Source organism: Afipia sp. GW822-FHT03D08, from assembly GCF_058801645.1.
The window spans coordinates 252722-278440 of sequence record NZ_JBXANK010000002.1; the positions used below are offsets into that span (position 1 = coordinate 252722).

General features: G+C 61.0%; 23 protein-coding genes. 9 read left to right on the forward strand and 14 right to left on the reverse strand.

Translation table 11 applies throughout. The features are described 5' to 3' along the window. Positions 1-127: 127 nt before the first annotated feature. Positions 128-874 (forward strand): SDR family NAD(P)-dependent oxidoreductase, encoded by a 747-nt coding sequence (locus AC1RM7_RS16235; RefSeq protein ID WP_006019740.1) that lies wholly within the window; start codon positions 128-130, stop codon positions 872-874. Positions 875-1001: 127 nt separating this feature from the next. Here AC1RM7_RS16235 and AC1RM7_RS16240 read toward each other — a convergent pair whose 3' ends face one another. The 11 genes from AC1RM7_RS16240 to AC1RM7_RS16290 all read right to left on the reverse strand — a co-directional run bounded on the left by AC1RM7_RS16240 (position 1002) and on the right by AC1RM7_RS16290 (position 14398). Next, a complete protein-coding gene (locus AC1RM7_RS16240) occupies positions 1002-2318 on the reverse strand; it encodes an MFS family transporter (RefSeq protein WP_492839224.1) in 1317 nt (438 codons plus the stop codon). A 44-nt stretch (positions 2319-2362) separates the two neighbouring features. Next, entirely contained in the window at positions 2363-4075 is a 1713-nt protein-coding gene (locus AC1RM7_RS16245) for an IlvD/Edd family dehydratase (RefSeq protein ID WP_006019738.1), read from the reverse strand. 65 nt (positions 4076-4140) lie between these two features. Further along, positions 4141-5106: a Bug family tripartite tricarboxylate transporter substrate binding protein gene (locus AC1RM7_RS16250; protein ID WP_006019737.1), complete on the reverse strand. Its 966-nt coding sequence runs from the start codon at positions 5104-5106 to the stop codon at positions 4141-4143. Then, positions 5103-5795: a fatty acid desaturase gene (locus AC1RM7_RS16255; RefSeq protein ID WP_244434477.1), complete on the reverse strand. Its 693-nt coding sequence runs from the start codon at positions 5793-5795 to the stop codon at positions 5103-5105. The genes AC1RM7_RS16250 and AC1RM7_RS16255 overlap by 4 nt, the downstream gene beginning before the upstream one ends. Positions 5796-6106: 311 nt before the next feature. Continuing rightward, the gene (locus tag AC1RM7_RS16260) at positions 6107-7630 is read right to left on the reverse strand and encodes a UxaA family hydrolase (RefSeq protein WP_024920603.1); all 1524 of its coding nucleotides are present in this window, start codon (positions 7628-7630) and stop codon (positions 6107-6109) included. A gap of 153 nt (positions 7631-7783) precedes the next feature. After that, a complete protein-coding gene (locus tag AC1RM7_RS16265; protein ID WP_041711320.1) occupies positions 7784-8560 on the reverse strand; it encodes an HpcH/HpaI aldolase family protein in 777 nt (258 codons plus the stop codon). A 92-nt stretch (positions 8561-8652) separates the two neighbouring features. Further along, positions 8653-9738: a malate/lactate/ureidoglycolate dehydrogenase gene (locus AC1RM7_RS16270; RefSeq protein ID WP_024920605.1), complete on the reverse strand. Its 1086-nt coding sequence runs from the start codon at positions 9736-9738 to the stop codon at positions 8653-8655. Then, entirely contained in the window at positions 9739-10467 is a 729-nt protein-coding gene (locus AC1RM7_RS16275) for an ABC transporter ATP-binding protein (RefSeq protein WP_006019732.1), read from the reverse strand. It lies immediately after the preceding gene. Positions 10468-10470: 3 nt separating this feature from the next. Further along, positions 10471-12249: a branched-chain amino acid ABC transporter ATP-binding protein/permease gene (locus tag AC1RM7_RS16280; RefSeq protein WP_024920606.1), complete on the reverse strand. Its 1779-nt coding sequence runs from the start codon at positions 12247-12249 to the stop codon at positions 10471-10473. Continuing rightward, complete coding sequence (locus tag AC1RM7_RS16285) at positions 12246-13121, reverse strand: branched-chain amino acid ABC transporter permease (protein ID WP_006019730.1); 876 nt, start codon at positions 13119-13121, stop codon at positions 12246-12248. The genes AC1RM7_RS16280 and AC1RM7_RS16285 overlap by 4 nt, the downstream gene beginning before the upstream one ends. Positions 13122-13252: 131 nt before the next feature. Further along, on the reverse strand, positions 13253-14398 hold the full coding sequence (locus AC1RM7_RS16290; protein ID WP_006019729.1) for an ABC transporter substrate-binding protein: 1146 nt from the start codon (positions 14396-14398) through the stop codon (positions 13253-13255). Between the two features lie 299 nt (positions 14399-14697). On the opposite strand from AC1RM7_RS16290, the gene AC1RM7_RS16295 reads away from it, so the two are divergent. After that, complete coding sequence (locus tag AC1RM7_RS16295; protein ID WP_006019728.1) at positions 14698-15201, forward strand: hypothetical protein; 504 nt, start codon at positions 14698-14700, stop codon at positions 15199-15201. Between the two features lie 76 nt (positions 15202-15277). On the opposite strand, the gene AC1RM7_RS16300 is transcribed toward AC1RM7_RS16295, so the two are convergent. Continuing rightward, positions 15278-17632 carry an efflux RND transporter permease subunit gene (locus AC1RM7_RS16300; RefSeq protein WP_024920607.1) on the reverse strand — a complete coding sequence of 785 codons (2355 nt, stop codon included), beginning with the start codon at positions 17630-17632 and terminating at the stop codon, positions 15278-15280. 260 nt (positions 17633-17892) lie between these two features. On the opposite strand from AC1RM7_RS16300, the gene trhO reads away from it, so the two are divergent. The 7 genes from trhO (at position 17893) to AC1RM7_RS16335 (ending at position 24056) form a co-directional block, all read left to right on the forward strand. Continuing rightward, a complete protein-coding gene (trhO, locus tag AC1RM7_RS16305) occupies positions 17893-18693 on the forward strand; it encodes an oxygen-dependent tRNA uridine(34) hydroxylase TrhO (protein ID WP_024920608.1) in 801 nt (266 codons plus the stop codon). After that, a complete protein-coding gene (locus AC1RM7_RS16310) occupies positions 18686-18904 on the forward strand; it encodes a SlyX family protein (RefSeq protein WP_006019725.1) in 219 nt (72 codons plus the stop codon). Before trhO ends, AC1RM7_RS16310 begins: the two co-directional genes overlap by 8 nt. A gap of 124 nt (positions 18905-19028) precedes the next feature. Further along, entirely contained in the window at positions 19029-20210 is a 1182-nt protein-coding gene (locus AC1RM7_RS16315) for a substrate-binding domain-containing protein (protein ID WP_006019724.1), read from the forward strand. 103 nt (positions 20211-20313) lie between these two features. Further along, complete coding sequence (locus AC1RM7_RS16320) at positions 20314-21081, forward strand: ABC transporter ATP-binding protein (RefSeq protein WP_006019723.1); 768 nt, start codon at positions 20314-20316, stop codon at positions 21079-21081. A gap of 181 nt (positions 21082-21262) precedes the next feature. Next, positions 21263-21985 (forward strand): ABC transporter ATP-binding protein, encoded by a 723-nt coding sequence (locus tag AC1RM7_RS16325; protein ID WP_024920609.1) that lies wholly within the window; start codon positions 21263-21265, stop codon positions 21983-21985. Next, a complete protein-coding gene (locus AC1RM7_RS16330; protein WP_024920610.1) occupies positions 21982-23004 on the forward strand; it encodes a branched-chain amino acid ABC transporter permease in 1023 nt (340 codons plus the stop codon). Before AC1RM7_RS16325 ends, AC1RM7_RS16330 begins: the two co-directional genes overlap by 4 nt. Further along, complete coding sequence (locus AC1RM7_RS16335; protein WP_024920611.1) at positions 23001-24056, forward strand: branched-chain amino acid ABC transporter permease; 1056 nt, start codon at positions 23001-23003, stop codon at positions 24054-24056. The genes AC1RM7_RS16330 and AC1RM7_RS16335 overlap by 4 nt, the downstream gene beginning before the upstream one ends. A gap of 117 nt (positions 24057-24173) precedes the next feature. On the opposite strand, the gene AC1RM7_RS16340 is transcribed toward AC1RM7_RS16335, so the two are convergent. Together AC1RM7_RS16340 and AC1RM7_RS16345 are read right to left on the reverse strand one after the other, a co-directional pair. Beyond that, positions 24174-24641 (reverse strand): cupin domain-containing protein, encoded by a 468-nt coding sequence (locus tag AC1RM7_RS16340; protein ID WP_024920612.1) that lies wholly within the window; start codon positions 24639-24641, stop codon positions 24174-24176. Between the two features lie 182 nt (positions 24642-24823). Further along, positions 24824-25597: an esterase/lipase family protein gene (locus AC1RM7_RS16345; RefSeq protein WP_024920613.1), complete on the reverse strand. Its 774-nt coding sequence runs from the start codon at positions 25595-25597 to the stop codon at positions 24824-24826. Positions 25598-25719: the final 122 nt, after the last annotated feature.

The window sequence follows — 25719 nt, forward strand, 5'->3', positions numbered from 1 at the left end:
CGGGTGAGGGCGTAGAATCTCCCGATAGATTTAGTGCCCCTCACCCCACCCCTCTCCCCACCGGGGAGAGGGAGCAGTCCGCAGTTGTCGCAGCAATATCCTCATAAGAAACCTCGGGAGAGCCACCGTGAACAAGATCGATCTCAACGGACGGTTCGCCGTCGTCACCGGCGGCGCGCAGGGCTTTGGCCGCGCCATCACCGAACGCTTTGTGGCCTCCGGCGCCAAGGTTGGGATCTGGGATTTCGACCAGGCGCTGGCGGACAAAACCGCGAAAGAGATCGGCTCCGCAGTCACCGTTCTGAAGGTCGACGTTACCGACCCGGCCGCCGTGGAGGCCGCGCGCGACGCAACGCTGAAGGCGTTCGGCCGCATCGACATTCTGGTCAACAATGCGGGTATCGCGGGCGTGAACAAGACCGTCGCCGATCTCTCCTACGACGAGTGGCGTCAGGTGATGAAGATCAACCTCGACGGCCCCTTCATCTGCTGCAAGGCCATCGTGCCCGTGATGATGAAGCAGAACTACGGGCGGATCGTGAACATTGCCTCCATCGCAGGCAAGGAAGGCAACCCGAACGCGTCGCACTACTCGGCCTCGAAGGCCGGCGTGATCGCGCTGACAAAATCGCTCGGCAAGGAACTGGCTGGCACCGACATCGCAGTGAATGCCGTGACTCCCGCTGCCGCGAAGACAGCGATTTTCGATCAGATGACGCAGCAGCATATCGACTTCATGCTGTCGAAAATTCCGCGCGGACGCTTCCTGAAGGTGGAAGAGCTGGCATCGCTTGTGGCGTGGATGGCATCCGAGGAATGTCTCTACACCACCGGTGCCGTGTTCGATATTTCCGGTGGCCGCGCGACCTATTGAGGATGTCCGTCATCCTGAGGTGCGAGCGCTTGCGAGCCTCGAAGGATGACGCGCAACTATCGCCGTCGCCCTTCGAGGCCTCCGCTTTGCTTCGGCACCTCAGGGTGACGGCACGCTGTGTCCTGACCTAATCCGGATCCGACTCGTGACCGTGCAGATAGCCCTTGACCTTGGGGTCAGGCATCAGGATCGCCGCGAGCAACGCAAGAGCGCACATCACAGTTACGTACCAGAAGAAGTCCGATTCGATTCCGTGATCCTTGAACCACAACGCGACATATTCCGCGGTGCCGCCAAATCCCGCATTGGCAATGGCATAGGCAAAACCGACGCTGAGCGCCCTCACCTCCGGCGGAAACATCTCGGCCTTCACCACGCCGCTGATTGATGTGTAGAGCGACACGATCGCCAGCGCGATGACGATCAGCAGATAGGCCATGTAGGGACTTTTTACGCTGCCGATCGCATGCATAAGCGGAACGACAGTCAGGACCGTCAGCACACCGAACAGCCGCATTTGCGTGCGCCGCCCGATCCGGTCCGACAACGCGCCGAATGGCGGTTGCATGATCATGTAGGTGAACAGCACCGCGCTCATCACAATGTTCACGGTGCGATGGTCCATGTGCGCCGTGTTCACCAGATACTTCTGCATGTAGGTCGTGAACGTATAGAAGATCAGCGACCCGCCCGCGGTGTAGCCGAGCACCAGCAGAAACGGCTTCATGTGATGCGTAAAGATGTTGCGCAGGGTCCCTGCGCCCTCCTGCGAGCGGCTCTTTTCGGACGATGTTTCGTGCAGCGACATGCGCAGATAAAGTGCAACGATCGCACAGAGCGCACCGATCAGGAATGGAATACGCCAGCCCCAGGCCCGCAGTTCCGCGTCCGTCAGTGAAAGCTGGACGATCAGCACGACCAGCGAGGCGAGCAACGGCCCGCCGATCAGCGTGACGTACTGGAACGATGCGTAGAAACCACGCTTGCCGGGCAGCGAAACCTCGCTCATGTAGGTCGCGGTCGTGCCATATTCACCGCCGACCGAGAGCCCCTGCACCATGCGCGCAAGCAGCAGCAGGATCGGCGCTGCAACACCAATGGTGTCGTGGGTCGGCAGCAGGCCGATGGCCAGCGAGCCGCCGCACATCATCAAAATGGAGGTGACCATCGAGGTCTTGCGGCCGTATTTGTCGGCAATCCTGCCGAAAATATATCCGCCGATCGGCCGCATCAGGAAGCCGATGGCAAACACCGCCGCCGTTTGCAGCAATTGCGTGGTCTGGTTGCCCGCGGGAAAAAACGCGTGAGCGAAATAAAGCGCCGTGAACGCGTAGGCGTAAAAATCGTACCACTCCACAAGATTGCCAGATGAGCTTCCGACGATGGCCCATATCCGGCGGCGGCGGTCGGCGTACTGTTCCGCCGTCATTGTCATGGTGCTCATCGCTCTCTCCTTGTGAAAACGGTTCAAACGAAACGGTGCGCTGTTCAGACCTCGCCGGGACCCTCCCGCCGCATGAAATCAAAATCGCAGCCCTCGTCGGCCTGCGTGATCGTCTCATGGAACAAATGCGCATAGCCGCGAGACGCCCAGTCCGGCGTTGACGGCTTCGGCAAGGCTTTCTGGCGCATGGTCAGTTCGACCTCATCCACCAGAAGATCGATGCGCCGCTTCGCGACATCGAGCCGGATCATGTCGCCGGTCTGCACCAACGCCAGCGGGCCGCCGACGGCAGATTCCGGCGTGATGTGCAACACAATGGTGCCGAATGCTGTGCCGCTCATGCGGGCATCCGAAATGCGCACCATGTCCTTGACCCCCGTGCGCAGGATTTTTTGCGGAATCGGCAGATAGCCGGCCTCCGGCATGCCCGGCGCGCCCTTCGGCCCGGCATTGCGCAACACCAGCACGTCATCGGCTTTGACGTCCAGCTCTGGATCGTCAACGCGGAGCGTCATGTCCTCGACCGACTCGAACACAACCGCACGTCCGGTGTGCTGAAGCAGCGAAGGCGTCGCCGCCGACTGCTTGATGACCGCGCCGCGTGGCGCGAGATTGCCGTGGAGGACCGCCATCGCGCCTTCGCGGTTGATCGGATTGTCGCGCGGACGGATAGCGTCCTGCCCGGGCACTTCCTCCGCATTGGCGACGACATCGCGCAGCGTACCGCCGGCGATGGTCTTCGCATCAAGATCGATCAGGTCGCCAAGTTGCTTCATCAGCTTCGGCACACCGCCCGCGTGATGGAAATGCTCCATGTAATGAGCACCAGACGGCTTCAGGTCGATCAGCACCGGCACCTCGCGGCCAAGCTGATCGAACGCGGCGAGATCGATGCGATGCGGCGTCCGATTGGCTATCGCCGTCAGATGAATCAGCCCGTTGGTCGAGCCGCCGATCGCCTGCAACACCACCTGCGCATTGCGAAACGCGGCAGGCGTCAGCAATTCACTGGGACGAGGTCCGCCGGTAACTGCCATTTCAGCGGCGCGCTTGCCGCTCAATTCGGCCGAGCGTATCCGCTCGGAATGTGGCGCAGGAATTGTCGCGCTCATCGGCAACGACAGGCCCAGCGTCTCGGTGATGCAGGCCATGGTGCTGGCGGTGCCCATGACCATGCATGTTCCCACCGATGGCGCGAGGCGGCCGTTGACGGCCTCAATTTCGGCCTGATCGATTTCGCCCGCGCGGAATTTTCCCCACATGCGGCGGCAGTCGGTGCATGCGCCCAGCACCTCGCCCTTGTGATGACCCACCACCATCGGCCCCACCGGGATGACGACCGTCGGCAGGTCGGCACTCACCGCGGCCATGATTTGCGCCGGCAGCGTCTTGTCGCAACCGCCGATGACAACGATCGCGTCCATCGGCTGCGCGCGGATCATCTCTTCCGTGTCCATCGCCATCAGGTTGCGCAGGTACATCGAGGTCGGGAACGAAAAACTTTCGGCGATCGAAATGGTCGGAAACACCATCGGCATCGCGCCGGCCAGCATGACGCCGCGCTTCACGGCCTCGATGATCTGGGGGACGTTGCCGTGGCAGGGATTGTAATCGCTGTAGGTGTTGGTGATGCCGACAATCGGGCGCTCCAGCGCATCGTCGGAATAGCCCATCGCCTTGATGAAGGCCTTGCGCAGGAACAGCGAAAATCCCGGATCGCCGTAGCTGGTCAGCCCTTTCTTGAGACCCTTTGTCATTCTGCCTTCCCGTCCTTATGCGATGGGCACTTAAGAACATTTCGGGATGGATGGCAAAGGCAGTGTCATTCGACCTTGAGGTCTGCGTCCTTGGCGACCTTGCGCCATTTCGCGGTCTCTGATGCGATAAATTTAGTAAACTCCGCAGGCGGCTGCCCGCCCGGCTCCGCCGCCAGATCCTTGAGGCGGTCGGCGATCAGCGGCTGTTTCAGGACATCGACGATGGCCGCGTAAAGCTTGTCGCGAATGGCAATTGGCGTCCCCTTCGGCAACAAGACGCCGTACCAGGTCGTGATCTCATAACCCTTGAGCCCCGCTTCATCGAGCGTCGGAAGCTCCGGGAAGTAAGGAGAACGCGCAAGCGTGCTCACCGCCAGTGCCCGGACGGTGCCGCTCTGGATATGTGGCCGTGCCGATCCGCTGGTCTCGATCGCCATCTGGATCTGGCCGGCGATCAAATCGGTCATCATCGGCGCGCCGCCCTTATAGGGAACATGCACGATGTCGACGCCGAGGCTCGCGCGAAACATCTCGCCGGACATATGCTCGGTGCTGCCAAGTCCCGCCGAGCCGAAATTCACCTTGCCGGGATTCGCCTTGATCCAGGCAATCAGTTCACTGACGGTTTTCGCTGGCACCGAGGGATTGACGATCAGGATGTTCGGCACCTTCGCAGCAATCGTAACTGGCTCAAGATCCTTCTCGAAGTCATACGGTAATGCTTTGTAAAGGCTCGGCGCGATCGTATGCGCGATGGTCGAGAAGAATACCGTGTAGCCGTCGGGCGGCGATTTCGCGACGATGCCGGCTGCGAGCGTGCCTCCCGCACCGGCCTTGTTCTCCACCACGACGGATTGGCCAAGCTTTTCTGTCAGCCCTTGCGCGATCGGCCGCGCGACCAGATCGGCTGTACCACCCGCCGCGAACGGAACCACCAGCGTAATCGGCCGCGTCGGCCATTCCTGCGCCTGCGCGAGCGTGGTGGCAAACAGCGATGCGACGAGAGCGATTGTGATCCGTGCGGCGGTCATGCTGCGGAAGCAGGCCGCGCGCGCGACGTCGCAAGGCGCAGGACGTCGAGATAGCCAGCAGCGACGTCAACCCGCTGGATCAGGCCCTTCTCGGTCAGCAAGCGGTGCGCTTCTTCCAGCCGGTAGCACGGCAGATACATGAACAGATGGTGCTCGGCGTGATAGTTCACCCAATAAGGTGCGATCAGTGCGCGCTCGATGATGTTTGCATGGGTCGTGCGCGCATGGCTGAACGGATCGGGACCGGTCGAAGTGCAGGCATGCTCGGCGATGTTGCGCACCCGCGTCACCAGCGGAAACCACGTCGCCATCGCAACGATCCAGACGCCGAAGAACCAAATGCCTGCGCCGGCAAGCCAGAACAGGCCGAACAGCAGCGCGTTGACGGCGAGAAACCGCTGCATGGCGATCCGGCCGCTGGTCAGGAAGTTCTCAGTCTCCTCATCGCGCATCGCGTCCGTCAGCACCGGATCATGCCGCGCGAACAGCGCCTTGAACGATGGCCTGCGCTGCTTGATGAAGGTTTGCCCTGTGAGATCGCGGAACGCCTTCCGATAGAAGCTGTCCTTCGAGATCGGAAACGGCGCGGAAAGCCCGAGGTCGGGATCTTCCGGCTGCTGCGTGAACCGATGATGCTTGAGATGGTAAGTGCGATAGCCTGCCAGCGTCGCGCGACCGGCACGGCACAAATCCAGTTTCCGACGAACTCGTTGATCTTCTGGTTTGTGTGCAGCCCGCCATGTGCGGCCTCGTGCATCAGGATCGCCAGCCCAAGCTGCCGCGTGCCGACGATCATCACCGCGAGCAGCCAGGTGAACGGGTTCGGCCAGAGGGTCACGAGGGCGACGGCAGCGGCGATGGTGCCCCAGCAATGCACGACCAGCCACATGCCGCGCCATGAATCGCGCGCGGTCAGCCGCGCCCATTCCTCGGCAGAGAAGATCGTCTTTGGGTCAATGCGTTCAACGGCCGGCATGTCCAGAATCCCCGCGGTCGATGGCTACATCGTAGCGCCTAATACCCACGGCGCAAATTCCGCAGCGCCGAAATCGAACGCTTCGCTCTTGGTCTGTTCTCCGGAGGCCACTCGCAGGATCAGCTCGAAAATACGCTGGCCGCATTGCTGCACGGTTTCGTCGCCGTCCAGAATGGTTCCGCAGTTCACATCCATGTCCTCTTCCATGCGGCGGAACATCGGCGTGTTGGTCGCGAGCTTGATCGACGGCGATGGTTTGCAGCCGAACACGCTGCCGCGCCCCGTGGTGAAACACACCAGATTGGCACCGCCCGCGACCTGCCCGGTCGCAGCCACCGGATCGAAGCCTGGCGTATCCATAAAGGTGAAGCCCTTCTTGGTGACTGGCTCGGCATAGCCAACCACGTCGACAAGGTTGGTGCTGCCGGCCTTGGCCATCGCGCCAAGCGATTTCTCCAGGATCGTCGTGAGGCCGCCCGCCTTGTTGCCGGGGCTGGGATTGGAATCCATCTCCGCGCCGTTGCGCTGGGTGTAGTCCTCCCACCACCGCATCAAGGCGACAAGCTTCTCGCCTACCTCGGGACTGACCGCGCGGCGCGTCAGAAGATGTTCCGCACCATAGGTCTCGGGTGTTTCGGACAGGATCACCGAGCCACCGTGGCGCACCAGCAGATCGCTGGCCGCGCCGAGCGCCGGATTGGCCGACACGCCGGAGTAGCCATCTGAACCGCCGCATTGAAGCGCGACCATCAACTCGCTCGCCGGACACGGTTCGCGCTTGATGTTGTTCGATTCCGCGAGAACTTCGCGCACAAATGCGACAGCCTTCTCGACCGTCTTGCGCGATCCACCAACATCCTGGATGTCCAGCGACCGCAGACGGCCCGCCAGCCGCTGCTCCTCGAGAAATCCGCCGATCTGATTCATCTCGCAGCCGAGACCGAGAATGATCACATGCGAGAAATTCACATGGCGTGCATAACCGCCGAGTGTTCGCCGTAGAACCGTCAGCGGCTCAAGCTGCGTCATGCCGCAGCCGGTCTTGTGGGTCAGCGCGACGACGCCATCCACATTGGGATAATCGGCGAGCGGATCGTGACCGGTGAACGGATTTTTCTTGAACACGTCAGCGACCAGGCCAGCGACATGCGCGCTGCAATTCACCGAAGTGAGAATGCCAATGTAATTGCGCGTCGCCACGCGCCCGTCCGGACGGCGAATGCCCTGAAATGTCGCAGGCAGATCGAAGTTTGGCGTCGGCTTGACGTCGACACCGTAGGCATAGTCCTTGGAAAACTCCCCCATGCCGATATTCTGCACATGGACATGCTGTCCCGGCGCGATCGGAACGATGGCGAAACCGATGATCTGGCCGTAGCGCTTGACGGGCTCTCCGACCGCAATCGGCTTCACCGCAACCTTGTGACCTGCGGGAATGCGTTCCGTCGCAGCAACACCCTGCGCGATCTCGGCGCCCGGCAGCAGCGCCGTCCGCGCGATCACCACGCTGTCATCGGAATGCAGGCGGATCACGGGTGTCGGGGCCATGGCTGTTATCCTTGTTTGGCTCTGGCTTTCGGTTCACTTCGCGCAAATCTCGTCTCGTCATTGCGAGCGAAGCGAAGCAATCCACCCTTTAAAGAGACTGGATTGCTTCGTCGCTACGCTCCTCGCAATGACGCGCACGCATGCCTGCGCTCGTTAAGCCTTGCCGCCGGAATTTTTCCGCGTCTCGGCGATGTGACTCTTCGCAGACATGGCCAGCAGCCCGCTATCGTTCATGATCGTGACGAGCTTGAAACCGCGCTCGATGGCGAGTGCCGCGCCCGCCGCACCGCTGCAATGGATTCCGGGAAAGATGCCGCGTTTGTCGCATTCCTTCACGATCCGCTCATAGATCTTGATGATCTCCGGCTCGGTCCGATCCAGTGTCGGATGCAAGCCGTAGGAGAAGCCGAGATCTGACGGACCGATATAGACACCCGCTATGCCCTTCACATCAAGGATCGCTTCGAGGTTTTCGATCGCAGTCTTGGTCTCGATCATCGGAATGCAGAGCGTCTCTTCATTCGCAGTCTGCTGATAGGTGCCGGCGGAGCCATACATCATGGCGCGGATCGGACCGTTGCTGCGAGTGCCGCGTGGCGGATACTTCGCATACTGCACGAAGCGCTCGGCTTCCTCTTTCGTGTTGATCATCGGACAGATAACGCCGTAAGCGCCGCCATCCAGCACCTTGCCGATAATGCCGGGCTCGTTCCACGGCACGCGAACCATCGGCGTGACCGGATGCGCCTGCATCGCCTGGAAGCACTGGATCATTGACTGATAATCCTGCACGCCATGCTGCATATCGACGGTGACGCTGTCGAAACCGCATTGCGCCATCACCTCGGCTGAAAAACCTGAGGGGATGGCAAGCCAGCCGTTGACGACCACCTTGCCCGCAGCCCAGATTTCCTTGACCTTGTTTGCCATTCGATCGTTTCCCGTTTCTGTTTTGATTGTTGTCGCTTGGTTTGGGCGCGGGTCATGCATGAGCTGCCCTCCGGCTAAACCCGATCCTCGACCTACCCGGTTGCGTTGGCAATGGCGTCTTCGCCGATTCCGAGGGACCGGGCCGTAGCCGCGATGGAATTCCAGGTCTCGTCGGTCAGCGGGACGCCATTCTTTGTGCGTTCGGCCCGCGTCGCCGCTTCCGGCTCGCCCGGAATCAGCACCGCTTCGTGGCCCTGCGCGAGCTTGCTGTCCTTGAAGTAGGCGATGTAGCGGGCGACCTCGCCGTCGAAGAAATGCGCAGGATCGACGACCTTGGGGTCGATGAAGATCGCAAGCATGCCGTTGGAGAAGCGCCGGTCTGTCTTGGTCGCCCCGTTCCCGGTCAGCGCGCCTCCTAACAATTCGCACATCAACGCGAGACCTGAACCCTTGTGCTCGCCGAACGCGCGGATCGCGCCTGTCCCAAGGGCATGATTTCTTGGCCCTTCGGCGTCATAGGGCCCGTAAAGAACATGCGGGTCCTCGGTAAGCGCACCGTTTTCATCGACCAACGCGCCTTTCGGCAGCTTCTTGCCGCCTCGGCTCGCGACCATCACCTTGCCTTCGGCGACAATGGAGGTCGCAAAATCCAGCACCACCGGCCCCTGCTCCGGACGCGGAATGCCGACGCAATAGGGCGCGGTCGAGAGTTTGCGGCCGACGCCGCCATAAGGCGCAACGAGCACCGATCCTGCGGCGTTGACGAAAAAGATCGAGATCAATCCTTCCGCCGCCGCCATTTCGGCCCAATCGCCGACCCGGCCGAGATGTCCGGAATTTTTCAGCGTCATCACCGCGACGCCATTCGCCTTGCACTTCTCGATGCCGATCTTCACCGCCTGCGGTGTGACCGTCTGTCCATAGCCGAAGCCGCCGTCGATCACCGCCAGCGATGGCGTGTCGACGTCGATCTTGATCTTCTGGTCAGGGATGATGGAGCCGTCCTGCACCCAGGCGACATATTTTGGCACGCGGATGACGCCGTGGCTGTCATGGCCGGTGAGGTTTGCCGTCGTAAGATAAGTGGCGATGCGATCCGCCTCCGCCTTTGACGAGCCGGCGCGGGAAAAAATCTCGGAGACGAAGCCGATGAGCTTCTGGGAGTTTATAGTGACCATTTAGACAGTTGCCTTGGTATGGCCGCCTAGGTAAGCGGCTCTGATTGCTTCGTTGCTCCACAGTTCGTCGGGTTTGCCGCCCAGAGCAAGGCGGCCCGTTTCCAGCACGTAGCCATGATCTGCAACGGACAATCCCATTCGCGCATTCTGCTCGACAAGTAAAACAGTCGTTTCCTTGCGGATTTCGGCGATGATGCGAAACACCGCCTGCACGATCACCGGCGCAAGGCCGAGCGACGGCTCATCCAGCAGCAGGAGACGCGGCTTGGCCATCAGTCCGCGCGCGACCGCGACCATTTGCAACTGACCGCCTGACAGCGTCCAGCCGAGTTTGTCGGAGAACGCACGAATATCCGGAAACAGATCGAACATCGCATCGGCTTCGCGCGAAAGCTGAGCCTTTGCGACCTTGCGGTTCGACGCGCCAAGCATGATGTTTTCTTTCACGGTGAGGCCGGGAAACACCCGCCGCCCCTCCGGAACGTGCGAAATACCGAGACGCACAATGGCTTCCGGTCCGAGGCCCACAATCGACTTGCCGTCGAACAGGATTTCTCCGGCCGCCGGCTTGGCGAGGCCTGATATCGCACGCAGCGTGGTGGACTTGCCCGCCCCGTTGGAGCCGAGCAGCGTCACTACCTGCCCCTGCTCCACCTTAAGCGAAACACCGCGCAACGCTTCGATTTCGCCGTAGAGGACTATAAGGTCGTTGATCTCGAGCAGCGCCATGATTCACTCCGTCCCGAGATAAGCAGAGATGACATCGGGATGCTGCAATACCGCCAGCGACTCGCCATCGGCGATCCGCTTGCCGAAGTTGAGCACGGTGATGTGCTGCGCCGCCTCGCGTACCAGCGTCATGTCGTGATCGATAATCAGAATGGTGAGCCCCTGAGCCGCGATCCGCTTGAGCAGGTCATGCAATTCGACCTTCTCGCTCGAGTTCAGGCCTGCCGCCGGTTCGTCCAGCAACAACAGTGTCGGATTTCCTGCCAGCGCGCGGGCGATTTCGATCAGGCGCTGGTGACCATAGGAGAAACTAGACACCAGCTCATTGGCACGCCCGCCGAGACCGACAAATGTCAGCGCAGACATCGCGCGCTGGGTCAACGCGTCCTGACCGCCCTTGCCGATCAACGTATTGCCCGGACGCTCCGCGCCTATCACCACGTTCTCCAGCGCGCTCATCGAACGGAACAGCCGGATATTCTGGAAGGTGCGCCCCAGCCCCGCAGCGGTACGCTGGTGCGCGGGCATATCGGTGACGTCGGTACCGTCGAGCACGATCCTGCCGGCAGTCGTCTTGTAGAGGCCCGACAGCATGTTGAGTGTGGTCGTCTTGCCCGAGCCATTCGGTCCGATCAGCGCATGGACGCTGCCACGGCGCACGGAAATATCCACCTTATCGACGGCCTTGAGACCCCCGAAGTGTTTGGACAGGCCCGTCACCTCAAGCACCATATCGCCGCCGGTCTTGGCCGGCGCGAGTTGTAGCGCGGGACTTGCGATATGAGGCGCGGCTTTCGCCCGCCACCTCGTGATGACGTCCTGCACGAAGCCCCAGATGCCGTCCGGCATGAAGCGCACGATGAGGATGACGAACAGCCCGTAGATCGCAAGATACAGCCCCGGGATGTTCTTCAGAAAGCGCAGCCATTCCGGAATCAGGATCAGCAAGCCGGTGCCGATCACGGCGCCGATCGGGGATCCGACACCGCCCAGCAGCGCCATGGTGAGAAAGACAATCGACTCTGCGAACGAGAACTGGTCCGGGCTGACATAAGAGAAGCCACCCGCGAACAGTCCGCCGCCGATTCCGCCAAGCAGTGCGGAGAGCGCAAACGCCGCCACCTTGGTGCGGAAGATGTCGATGCCCGCGACGCCAGCAGCAAGTTCATTGTCACGTACCGCGCGCATGGCGCGGCCGATCCGTGTGTCCGGTAGATGCCAAACGATATAGCCGATCACTGCGAGCGCCGCGACGCAGAACGCCAGAAACGACTGCTGCGACTGGAACAGCGCCGGCCGCCCGATCTTCGAGATGCCGTCGGGGCCGCGCGTGAGCCAGATCGCATTGATCATGACCAGCGTGACGATCTGCTGGAACGAGATCGTGACCATGGCGAGGTAATGACCGCCGAGCTTGAGCGTGCTCATGCCGAGCAATGCTCCGGCCGCCAGCGCCAGTAGCGAACCGGCCACAAGGCAAATCCAGAAATTGATCTGGTAATCAGCCGTGCCCAATCCGACGGCATAGGCGCCCAATCCGAAGAACGCCGCCTGTGCCAGATTGATCTGTCCGCACAACCCGAGCACGACCGTCAGACCGAATACCGCGATGGCAAACGTCGCCGCCTGCATCAGAATATTGAGGACGTAACCATCGAAGTTCATGGTCGCCGCGGCGAACACGGCAACCGCAGCGAGGAGGAAGTACGGCAGATGTCGGAGCACAAGCGGCGTCGAGCGCAGGGTCGCGGTGACAGGTATGTTCTGGCTCGGCATGCTCATGCTTTTTCCGCCACGCGTTCGCCGAAGATGCCTTGCGGACGGAAGACCAGGAACGCGATCAGCACGAGGAATGCGAACGCATCCTTGTACGGAACCGACACATAGGCTGCACCGAAGGTCTCAATGATGCCGAGTGCGACACCGCCGATGATTGCGCCCGTGACATCGCCAAAGCCGCCGATAATGGTGGCTGCGAAAGCCTTCAGCGCGATTGTCGCCCCCATCTGGATCGAGACGAACAGGATGGGCGCGACAAGGATGCCGGCCAGTCCACCCAGGACCGCGGAATAGATGAAGGTGATCATGATCATGCTCGACACGGAGATACCGAGCAGCGACGCCATTTCCTTGTCCTGCGACGTCGCCTGTAGCTTCTTGCCGAGCATCGTGTGCTCGAAGAACCAGTAATTCAGAATCACAAGCGCGATGGTGACCGCGATAATCAGCAGATACTGGCTGTCGAGATAGACCGGCCCCAACTGGATGCCCGGCGTCTCGAACCAGCCTTCCAACACCTGCGGCGCGGGTCCGTAGATCGCCAGCACCGAATTCGCCAGAAAGATCGATGCGCCGATGGTGGCGATGATGACCGGCAGAAAGGTGCGGTGGCGCAGCGGATAATACACCCCGAGATTGAAGATCACGCCGAACAGCGCCATGCCGGCGAGCGAGATCAGGAACGACAGCCAGTAAGGCCATTGCAGGTCGACCGCGAACACAACCATCAGAAACGCCGCCACCATCGAGAACTCGCCCTGCGCGAAGTTCACGACATTGGTCGCGCGGAAGATCAGCACGAAACCGAGCGCGACGAGCGCATAGACGGAGCCGATGCCGATGCCCGTAAAGAGCAATTGAAGAATCTGATCCATGAGACACTCTACCCGAGAGACGGAGGTGAATGGTCTTGGTCTCGTCATTGCGAGCGAAGCGAAGCAATCCAGAACTACAAAAGAAGCTGGATTGCTTCGTCGCTGCGCTCCTCGCAATGACGAAGGGCGGCCTATCGCTTCGCTTCGATATGCTTCTCGAAGACGATGTTGCCCTTGTCGTTCTTCACGATGTTGTAGCCGTGAAGGCCATCCCCGTTTTCATCGAAGTTGTATTGACCTTCCGCGCCTTCGAATCCCTTGATCGCCAGGATCGCAGTGCGAACCTTCTCCGGCTCGGTGGACTTTGCCGTGTTCATCGCCTTTGCGAGCACGGTAACAGCGTCATAGGTCCATGCGCTCTGATTGTCCGGCGCGAGCTTGTAGGCATCGCGGTAAGCCTTGCCGTAAGCCTTGGCTGTAGGACTTGAATCTTCCGCGTAATCCGCGACCCCGTAGGTTCCAAAGAGCGAGGCGCCCGCTAGTCTTGTCGATGACACGCCGACGATCGACGGCGATCCCACCCACGGGATGTTGACGCCAAGCTGGCGCAACTGACGCGCGAAGATGCCGAGATCGTTCTCGAACGTGAAGTAGGAGCCGAGAACATCCGCGCCGGATTGCTTGATCGCCAGCACCACCGGGGTAAAGTCCTGGCTTTGGTTGGCATAGCCTTGGTCAAGAACCGGGGTAATGCCGAGCTTGCTCAATCCTTCGGTCAGCGCCTTGCCGCCGGCCGTACCGAACGCGTCGGTGGAATGGAGCACAGCCCACTTTTTCTTGCCGAGGGTGTTGGTGCCATAGTCGGCGATCACGCTGCCGGAATAACTGTCGTTCGGACGGAAGCGAAACAGCCACTTATTGCCCATGTGAGTCAGGTTCGGATCGGTTCCCCCGATCGCCATCGGCTTGCCGAGTTTCAGCACATCCGGCGCCATGGCATGCACCTGCGTCGAACGGATCGAACCGAGAAATGCGACGATGTCCTGCTGCGCAGCGAGCTTGGAGAATGCGAGCACAACACCCGGATTGGTGGTCTGATCATCTTCGGTGACAAGTTCGACCTGCTTGCCGAGAACGCCGCCGGCCTTGTTGACGGCCTCCAGCGCCAGTTTGGCGCCGTTCAGTGCGAACTTGCCTTGCTCTGCGGCTGATCCTGTAACGGGAAGCACCATGCCGATCTTGATGGTCGCGCCTTGCGCTCCGGCGCTTTTTATCACGGCAGGCGCCGCAAGGACGGCACCAACGCCCACGGAAAACTCACGTCTCGTCAATTTCATCGTCGTCCTCCCAAATGGCCATGCTTTTTTCCGCCGGCCTTGGGGAGGATTAGAAGTCCGAAAAACGGGATTGTCTACCGCTCCGGGGAGGAATTATCCCAAACATCCGATCATTGCGCTGCAGCGCGCGAAATGGCCGAAAGCGTCCAGTCATGGACGAATGAGCCGATGTCACAAGACTTACAAGGAGTCCGTCATCGCGATTTTCTCGTTTTGGTGCACTGCGCCACGTTTTCCAATGAACCAAAGCGTGATATGAGCGACAAATACTTATCGCCCGCCAACGATGGTGTTTAGAGATGTCTTTCCCCGCTTCGCGTTTTGATTTTCGTAGTTTTCGCGGCGCTACCCTGGCTGCAGCCTTCCTGATGGCTCCTGCGCTCGCGCATGCCGAAACCGCGCCATTTGCCAATTATGCAGGCAACTGGTCCGGCAACGGCACGATCACCATCGCCGAGGGCGGTACCGAGCGCATCCGTTGCCGCGGCACCTACTCCGTCGACGACAGCGGCAACAACCTTCGTCAGGTCCTGCGCTGCGCCAGCGACAGCTACAAGTTCGAACTCACAAGCAATATCCTGGCCAGGGGCAGCAACATTACCGGTTCTTGGAGCGAAGCCAGCCGCGGCGTCAACGGCACCGTCGAGGGAAGTATTGTAAATGGCCAGGTTACCGCACTGGTCCAGACCAACGGCTATGCAGCGACCTTCAACGTCGTGACCCGCGGCAACAAGCAGTCGGTCAACATCAGTTCGAAGGGCGAGTTGCGCGGCGTGACTATCAGCCTGTCGAGAAGCAACTAGGATCTCATACTCAAAAGCCCGCCGATGATGAGTCGGCGGGCTTTTTGCTGACTGAAGCCGAGAGACGCCTCGGGGGTTATTTCCTGCCCCACGCCGCCTTGATGCGGTCAGAGGTGCTGATGAGCCACATCGCCGTCGGCCGCAAAATGAAAAGGTCGGCGATCAACGCCGCGATCATGGCGAAAGCGCTGAGCCATCCGAACAGGCGCAGCGACGGCAGATCGGAAAACACCGTCACCACCAGACCGCAGGCCAGCACCACCGTGGTCAGGATCAAGGCCGGGCCGACCAGAACCGTGGCGCGTTCGACCGCCTGCGCCTCGTCGACGCCAGGTTTCTCTTCCAGCCGCAAGCGGTTGAGGAAATGAATTGTCGCACTCAATCCCAGGCCGAATGACACGGTCAGCGCGACCACGCTTGCAAACTGCAGCCCCTCGCCCATGAACCACAATACCGTGCCCGAGAGCACAACCGGGAAGATGCCGGGCAGGATGCTCGCGAACATCACCACCACCGAGCGGAACGCCAGACCGATAAAAGCCGCAACCAGAATGAACTCGATGGTCAGACCGTGGTTGAGTTTTCCAATCATGCTGGCGCTGTTGCGCGCGGCGATGGCGGACAGGCCGGTCACCGCAATATTGTAGCCTGGATGCGCCTGACGGACCGTCCCCATCGCTGCATCGAGCTTCTCGACCGTCGGCAGGATCTGGCTGGAGTCGAGATCAGGCACGCGTCCCGACACCACGACCGCGTCCTGCTGCTCGGAAATAAAGCGCCTGACCAGATAGGCCGGCAGCAGGTCGACATATTCTTTCAGGATCGCCACGTCAGAGCGGCCGGCTTTTTCCGCCAGCCAGCGCCGCAGCGTCTCGATCGACCAGACGTTGCCGACACCCGCCTGCTTCTCGATGATCGAGTGAACGGCTGCGATGGTATCGAGCGTATCCTGATCATAGAGCGACTTGCCCTTCGGGAATTCGATCAGCACATCGATCGGATTGGCGCCGGTCAGCTTGGCATCAAGGCGGCTCGAGGCTTCAACGGCCTGCTGCTTGTCCGGCACCTGATCGGCCAGACGATAGCGCGGCTCAAGGCTCGCGTAGATAATACCGAGACCGAGCACCACGAGCAGCGCAATCAGACTGAAAAGTCCGGGGTGCCCGACCATCCGCTTGGCGATAAACGCGCAGAACGCACGCAGGGCTTCGACGCCACGGTCCGCCCCCTTCACCTTGGTGGCGAGGAGGTTCTCCTTGCGCACCAGCAGAACGCCAAACACCGGCACCAGCGACAACACCGCGAGCAGTGCGATGACGGTCGCCATCAATCCGGCCTCGCCGAAGGTGCGGATCAGGTCGGAATCGGAAAACTGCAAGGCAAGGAATGACAACGCCGCCGTGCCGTGGGTCAGCACGCAGGCTGGCCCGACCACCAGCACGGCGTTACGAAAGGCGGTGTATTTATCCTCGCCCGCGATCAGACGATCTCGAGCCGCGAACGTAAGCTGCATCGAGTCGGCGAAACTGATGACCATAATGAGCGGCGTCATCACGTTCAGGAACATGTTGAGGCTGAAACCGAGCCAGCCCAGCGTGCCGATCGACAGCAGGATCGCCAGCAGCGGCGGAAACGCCGCGACGATCATGAACGAGATGCGGCGGAAAAAGATGATCGCTATGATGCAACCAGCCAGAATGCCCGCGATGTTGTAGGTCAGGCCGTCCCGCTCGACCGCGTTGCGGATTTCGAGCTGCATCACCGGCACGCCGGACAACTGGCTATTCAAACCGGTGTCGGCGAGATCTTCGCTCATCAGCTTGCGAACTTCGCCGATGGTCGCGTTGAGGCCCTTGTTGCCGACAATCTTCGGGTCGAGCGCGAGCACGATCAGCGCCAGCGTGCCGTCCTCAGACAGCAGCTTGCCCTTGATGACCTCGTTTTCCTTTACGCGCTTGATAAAGGCATCATACGCCGCGCCTTCCGGCAGGGTTTCAGGAAACAGGGCCGCAGGCAGCCGTCCGCCCTCGGGCGGCTGGCGGGCGGAGAACAGCGAGATAATGCCGCGGGTGCCGTCCACAAGTTGCAGGTCTGTGACCAGGTCGCGCAGCTTTTCGAGGGACGAGCGCTCCAGCAGCGACTTGCCCTCCACCACGACCAACACATCATATTCGCTGGACGGGAAGCGCTTGGTCACTTCCTCATATTGCTTGTATTCGGGCGTATCGGACCGGAACAACTGGCTCAGCGAATCGTCGATCTTGATGCGCTGGATGCCGAACACCGCGATCACGCACAGTGCAAGCAGGACGACCGCCGCCGTGCGCGGCGCGCGCAGCGCAATCAGCCCGATCCGTTCCAAGCCGAACGCGATACTGAAGTTCTTTTTTGCGGGATCGCTGTGAACGGGCTCTTTTGAAATCTGATGCAACGGGACGGTTCCGATTCGAAGGTAAGCCAGCGTTTTATCTAGCAGATTTCCCTGTCATGGGGCATGCCCGCCAAATAAAGCAGCATTAAGTAGCCTTTGCGACACACCTCGCCGGTTCGGCGCAAACCTGGCCGGAACACGACACTGCCGGTCGGCCAGAATTTGCCCCAAAATGCGGCAAAACCCGGCCGTCTGCTCCCGCCCGGCCTGACGTTGAATACGGGTTTTGGGGCTAGGCCTCGTGCGATATAACCCCCGCCATGTCGTACAAGGTCGCCGCATTTTATCAGTTCGTCGCGCTCCCGGATTTTGAGGCGCTCAGGGAGCCCCTGCGCAATATGTGCGTGGCGCTCGATATCAAGGGCATCATCCTGCTGGCGGCGGAGGGCATCAACGGGACCGTCGCAGGCCGCGAGGCTTCCATCGATGCCTTGATGAACCAGTTGCAGAATGGCGCGCTTTTCAATGGCCGCCTCGACAATCTGGAACTGAAATTCTCCAGCGCGAGCGAGATGCCGTTCAACCGGATGAAGGTCCGGCTGAAAAAGGAGATCGTCAGGCTCGGCGACCCGGAAACCGATCCAAACGCCCGGGTCGGCATCTACGTCGATGCCGCCGACTGGAACGCGCTCATCAGGCAGGACGATGTGCTGCTGCTCGACACCCGCAACGGCTTCGAAGTCGAGATGGGCACATTCGAAGGCGCGGTCGATCCGAAGATCACCCGCTTTGGCGAGTTTCCCGATTTCGCCGGCCGCACACTCGACTCCAGCAAGCACAAGAAAATAGCGATGTTCTGCACCGGCGGCATCCGCTGCGAAAAGGCCAGTTCCTACTTGCTGTCGCAAGGCTTCGAGGAGGTCTATCACCTCAAGGGCGGCATCCTGAAGTATCTCGAGGAGATCCCCGAAGAGCAAAGTCTGTGGCGCGGCGAATGCTTCGTGTTCGACCAGCGCATCGCGCTCGGTCACGGGCTGAGCGAGCGTCAGGCCCTGCGTGGGGATGGAGCGGATCACACCGACGCGACAGAGATCGACATGAGCGAGCAAGCCGATGACTGAGCCCACCTCGCCCGCCACGCGCATCGACGCGTTGGAAATCCGCATCGCGTATCTCGACGAAACCATCGAGACGCTGAACAGTACCATTACCGCGCAATGGAAGCAGATCGACGCCCTGAGCCGGGAGATGCTGGCGCTGCGCGAGCGGCTTGATGACGCCGAGGCCAAATCGGGCTCACCCATCACGAACGAGCCGCCGCCCCATTACTGAGCGGCGTCATGGCTGTGACACACGGCCGGTCGGTTACGGCCCGCAGGGAAATTTCCGCAAAAAAATTGGTAATTCCGATCCGTGTATGTATGGTCCGCTCTGAGGAAAATCGGGGAGGACAATAATGCGTAAAATTGCAATTCTCGCGGGCGTCGCCGCCGCGCTGGCAGTAGCACCGGCGTCAGCCGACGATCTCAAGATCGCGCTGATCTACGGCAAGACCGGACCGCTGGAGGCCTATGCCAAGCAGACCGAAAACGGCCTGCGCATGGGTCTGGAATACGCCACCAAGAACACGATGACGGTCGATGGCCGCAAGATCGTCCTGATCACCAAGGACGACCAGGGCAAGCCGGACCTCGCCAAGGCGGCGCTGGCCGAAGCCTATCAGGACGACAAGGTCGATCTCGCCATCGGCACCACCGCCTCTGGCGCGGCGCTGGCCATGCTGCCGATCGCCGAAGAAAACAAGAAGGTGCTGATCGTCGAGCCGGCGGTGGCCGACGCCATCACCGGCGAGAAGTGGAATCGCTACATCTTCCGCACTGGCCGCAACTCGTCGCAGGACGCGATCTCGAACGCGGTCGCTATCGGCAAGCAGGGCGTCACTGTCGCCACGCTCGGTCAGGACAACGCGTTCGGCAAGGACGGCGTCGCCGCGTTCAAGGAAGCACTCGGCAAGACCGGCGCGACATTGGCAGCGGAAGAATATGTTCCGGCAGCTACGACCGACTTCACCGCGGCAGCCCAGCGCCTGTTCGATGCGCTGAAGGACAAGCCCGGCCGCAAGATCATCTGGGTGATCTGGGCCGGCGGCGGCGATCCTCTGACCAAGATCCAGGACATGGACCCGAAGCGTTACAACATCGAACTGTCGAGCGGCGGCAACATTCTCCCGGCGCTGGCTGCCTACAAGCGCCTGCCGGGCCTCGAAGGCGCAACTTACTACTACTACGCAATCCCGAAGAACCCGATCAACGACTGGCTCGTCGCCGAGCATCAGAAGCGCTTCAACGCGCCGCCGGACTTCTTCACCGCGGGCGGTTTCGCCGCGGCGATGGCTGCGGTGACCGCTGTTCAGAAGGCGAAATCGACCGACACCGAGAAGCTGATCGCGGCGATGGAAGGCATGGAATTCGATACGCCGAAGGGCAAGATGATGTTCCGCAAGGAAGACCATCAGGCGCTGCAGAGCATGTATCACTTCCGCGTCAAGGTCGATCCGAACCTCGCTTGGGCGGATAACGAACTGGTCCGCGAGCTCAAGATCGAGGACATGCAGATCCCGATCAAGAACAAGCGGTAACAAGCACGTCGTCCTTGCGAGCGAAGTGAAGCAATCCAGTCTTCAAAAGCTGGATTGCTTCGTCGCTTCGCTCCTCGCAATGACGAACGACGAGACTCGAAACATGCCCCTCACCCTAGAGACCCGCGACCTGACCATCCGTTTCGGCGGCCACGTTGCCGTCAACAAGGTGAGTTGCACATTTCGCCCCGGCGAACTGACCGCCATTGTCGGACCGAACGGCGCCGGCAAGACCACCTACTTCAATCTGATCTCGGGACAGTTACGGCCGACCGCCGGCGAAGTACTGCTTGCGGACGAGAACATCACACGCCTGACTGCCCCCCTGCGCACCCGCAAGGGGCTCGGCCGCGCGTTTCAGCTCACCAATCTTTTCCCGAACCTGAGCGTCGAGGAAAATGTCCGCCTTGCCGTGCAGGCGGCCAGCGGCGTGCATTACGAGATGCTGCGGCCGTGGATGAAGCGCCGTGACCTGATCGAACGCGCCGATGCGATCCTCGATTCCATCGCGCTCGGCAACCGCCGCGCGGTCGCAGCGGCGGCCCTCTCCCATGGTGACCAGCGCAAACTTGAAGTTGCGCTGATGATGGCGCTGGAGCCGAAAGTCTTCATGTTCGACGAGCCGACCGCGGGCATGAGCGTGGACGAAGTGCCGGTGGTGCTGGATCTCATCGCGCGGCTGAAGCAGGACACCAGCAAGATCATCCTGCTGGTCGAGCACAAGATGGACGTGGTGCGCTCCCTCGCCGACCGCATCATCGTCCTGCACAACGGACAACTGGTCGCCGACGGCAAGCCAGCCGAGGTGATCGCCTCGCCGATCGTGCAGGAAGCTTATCTGGGCATCGCGCCCGGAAAGAGTGCGGCATGACTTTCACAATGCACCCGCAACCAACTCAGCGCAGCTCCCTCCCCCCTTGCGGGGGAGGGTTAGGGTGGGGGGTAAACCACAAGCGCAATCTTCGTGATACCCCCCACCCCCGACCCCTCCCCGCAAGGGGGAGGGTTGCAGTAAGCGCAACCATCGCAATTCATGCACAAGAGACCGCGGCATGAGCGACATGCTGACTCTCACCGGCGTCCACACCCACATCGCGCAGTATCACATCCTGCATGGCGTCGATCTCAATGTGCCGGAAGGCCAGATCACCATGCTGCTCGGCCGCAACGGCGCGGGCAAGACCACGACACTGCGCACCATCATGGGTCTATCACCGCCCTCCTCCGGCACAATCACGCTCGCAGGCCAGCGCACCGAAAAGAAACTGACGCCCGACATCGCAACCCTCGGCGTCGGCTACGTGCCCGAAACCATGTCCGTGTTCTCGGACCTGACCGTGAAGGAGAACCTGATCCTCGCCGCGCGCGAAGGTCCACTCGACGACACGCGGCTGCAATGGATTTTCGGATTCTTCCCGGCGCTGAAACGCTTCTGGCTGTCGCGCGCGGGATCTTTGTCCGGCGGGCAGAAGCAGATGCTGTCCATCGCCCGCGCCATCGTCGAGCCACGCAAGCTGCTCCTCATTGATGAGCCGACCAAGGGTCTTGCGCCCGCCATCGTCGTCAACCTGATCGAATGTCTCGCTGAAGTGAAGAAGCGCGGCGCGACCATCCTGCTGGTGGAACAGAATTTCCGCGTGGCGCAGGAAGTCGGCGACAATGTGCTGGTGATGGACAACGGCAAGATCGTGCATCGCGGCGCGATGGCCGACCTCGCCAAGGATACCTCGTTGCAGGAAAAGCTGCTGGGTCTCAGCCTCGAGGCGCATCAATGACCGACACGACGACACCACCGGCTGCCGTTGAACCGCTGCCCCAAGCCAATCGCGATTTCATTCCGCTGTTGCTGCCAATCGCACTTGCCCTCGCCATGATCCCGCTGATCGGCTCGCCTTCGACCTGGGTGACGCTGACAATCGCGAGCCTCGCCATGGGCATGATGATTTTCATCATGGCCTCGGGGCTGACTTTGGTGTTCGGCCTGATGGATGTCCTGAACTTCGGACACGGCGCATTCATCGCGGTCGGCGCCTATGTCGCGACGCTGGTGCTGGCGCCGATGGCCGGATACGTCCAGGCCGACTCGCTGTGGCTTAATCTGCTCGCGCTGGCCCCAGCCGCGCTGCTGTCGATGGCGGTCTCAGGCGCGCTCGGCCTCGTGTTCGAACGGGTGCTGATCCTTCCCGTCTACGGCAACCATCTCAAGCAGATCTTGATCACCATGGGCGGCCTCATCGTAGCTGAACAACTTCTCTATGCGCTGTGGGGTCCGGAGCGCATTCCGCTGCCGCTACCCTCGGCGCTGCGCGGGTCCTTCATTCTCGGCGACATTGCCATCGCCAAATACCGCGTGCTGGCGATGGTCGTCGGCCTGGTGGTGTTCAGCCTTGTGCTTCTGGTCTTGAACCGCACAAAGATCGGCTTGCTGATCCGCGCCGGTGTCGAAAATCGCGAGATGGTCGAGGCGCTGGGCTATCGCATCAAGCGGCTTTTTCTCGGCGTCTTTATGACAGGCTCCGCGCTGGCCGGCCTCGGAGGCATCATGTGGGCGCTCTATCGCGAGGAAGTTCACGCCTCTATCGGCGGCGAACTGACGGTGCTGATATTCATTGTGATCATCATCGGCGGCCTCGGCTCTATCGGCGGATGTTTCATCGGCGCGATCCTGGTCGCCATGGTCGCGAACTATGGAGGCTTCCTGGTGCCGAAGCTGGCGCTGATCTCGAACATCCTGCTGATGGTGGCAATCCTGATGTGGCGGCCGCGCGGACTCTATCCGGTAACAAATCGATGATGATCCTTTCCGGCGATCCGCCGCGCAGCCGCGTTCTCTCTCTCCTGCTCATCGTCATCGTGACGGTGCTGGCGCTGGCTCCGTTCCTGTTTCCCGGCGCCAAGGCGATGAATGTCGCCACCAAGATCTGCATCTTCGCGCTGCTGGTGGCGTCCTACGATCTGCTTCTCGGCTACACCGGCACGGTGTCGTTCGCGCATACAATGTTCTATGGCATCGGCAGCTACGGCATCGCCATTGCGCTCTACGCGATGGGGCCGACGTGGTCGGCGGTAGCCACCGGCATTGTCATTGGCCTGCCGCTGGCCGCGCTCCTCGCGCTTTGTATCGGACTGTTCTCGCTGCGGGTGCAGGCAATCTTCTTTGCCATGATCACGCTGGCCGTTGCGTCAGCGTTTCAGGTGCTGGCCTCGCAACTGTCGTGGCTGACCGGTGGCGATGATGGCCGCAGCTTCCGTTTGCCGGAGTTGCTGCGTCCCGGCACCGTGATCATTCCGAAAGATGTATTCGGCTTCGAATTCAACGGACGCATACTGACCTACTACATCGTCTTCGTGATCGCGGCTGCGCTGATCCTCACGCTGCTGCGCATCGTGAACTCGCCGTTCGGCCGCGTGTTGCAGGCGGTGCGCGAAAACCGTTTCCGCGCCGAGGCGCTCGGCTATCGCACGGTGTTTCACCTGACCTGGGCCAACGTGATTGCCGCTCTGGTCGCCGCCTGCGCCGGCGTGCTGAATGCGTTGTGGCTGCGCTATGCCGGACCGGAGACGCTCTCCTTCACGATCATGATCGACATTCTGCTGATGGTGGTGATCGGCGGCATGGGCACGATGTACGGCGCGATCATCGGCGCGGCGATTTTCATTCTCGCTGAAAACTACCTTCAGGCGCTGATGGGTGCGGCCTCGCAGGCGACCGCCGGTGCGGGCATTCCTGTGTTGCCTGCCCTGCTGCATCCCGACCGCTGGCTGCTGTGGCTCGGTCTGCTGTTCATCGCCAGCGTGTACTTCTTCCCGACGGGAGTGGTCGGCAAACTGCGCGGGAAAGGCTGACGAGAAAATGGCCGGAACATCGGCGTTCTTAGAACGCCGTTCTTCAAGGGCTATGCCCGGCCGTGACGATTTATGAAAGCATCACCCGAGACCAGGGCTCTCGGCTCCGTTCAGATTCTAATTGCCTTTGCGTGGATCATCGGCCGGATTGACATAAATGATCCCCTGCGGCCCCATCCCGTGCAACTGGATGATGGAGTCCTCGGTGAACCACGCGTAATGCTGCATGCCTTTCGGAGCGAACGCAAAACCTCCAGCCTTGAGAGCGCTGCCATTCTTATCGTTGAACGTGCCACCCATTCCAATGTTGAACGTGCCGGAGATGACGGTGACATTTTCATCGTTAGGATGTGTATGCGGCGGCACCTTGTATCCGGCAGGTACCTTCACCCTAACAACATAAAGCCCTTCCTTCGACGGATCACCGCTCAGCACGGCCATCTGTGCGCCCTTCGGGAAAGCCGGCGGTGCCGGGGCCCATTTCAGTTGATCAGGGGATACAACAGCGTGGTTGTCGGCAGCCGTCGCGGGGAACGGAAACAAAATGATCAGCGACAGGGCGGCGATCAGAGAGACGCGCTTCATAGCACTCCTCCTGACGTGTTGCCGCGCATCAACGTGCGCAGGCCCCCACCAGCCAGGCCCACATAATCCGCGCCTGGCATGAATGCCAGCACCCGATAGGATTATGCGAGACTAAAAGCATGCTCCCGGAACACCGCCCTGAGGCGGTTCCCGGGACGGGAATATCCGCCGAGATCAACCGTTCAGCGGCTCGGATCGGGATAAACCAGGCTGCGCCAGCCGCTGCGATCGAACGGCTTCCATTCGCCTTCCGCCTGCGCAAGACGATCGGCGACGGCATAAACGATCGCCGGATGGTGACCCATGCCGCAATGGCTGGCGCCCTGCACCTCGATGTTCTCGGCATACGTGCCCGGCTGCTCGATGCAGCTTTGCCACGCGCAAATGCCGTCGGTGCGGCTGAAGATCGCGGTGGTCGGCACCGGCGGTGTCCTCGCCATCTCGCCGCCGAAGGTCGTATCGTGCTGGTCGGCGCGGCGGCCGCTGACAGTCTCATAAGTGCGCCACGCATTGGTCGCCCGCGGATTCCCCGCGAACGGGCTGCCGAGCGTGATCACCGAGCGCACACGGTCCGGCATCATCTTCGACAACTGCCGTGCATAGATTCCGCCGAGGCTCCATCCCACAAGACTGACCTTGCGGCCGTGCGTCTCGTTGAGATCCTGCACGAGATTGATCATGGCGTCCTGCACACCGGCGCGCGGACCGAAGTTGCGGCCAAGGCCCCAGCCGCTCACGGCATAGCCGCGGCTCTTCAGGAACGAGCGCAGCGGACGCGTCGCGTTGTCGCTGGTGATCAATCCCGGCAGCACCAGCACGGGATGACCATCACCCTTGGGCGCGAGGCTGAGCAAGGGAAGCGCGCCGAGGAAGGCGCCGAATTCGTTAATGGCGCGCGCCTCCATCAGCATCAGCAATCTGGATGGCGGGCGAAGCGTCTGGGTAGCAACGGACATTCGATTTCCTTTTCGTCAGTACGTTTCCGGCTTTCGGCCGGCGCGACAAAATCAACTCCAATGCGAAACGAATCAGGACAACACGTCAATCAACGCACATTGGTTCAAGCTATGGGTCAAAT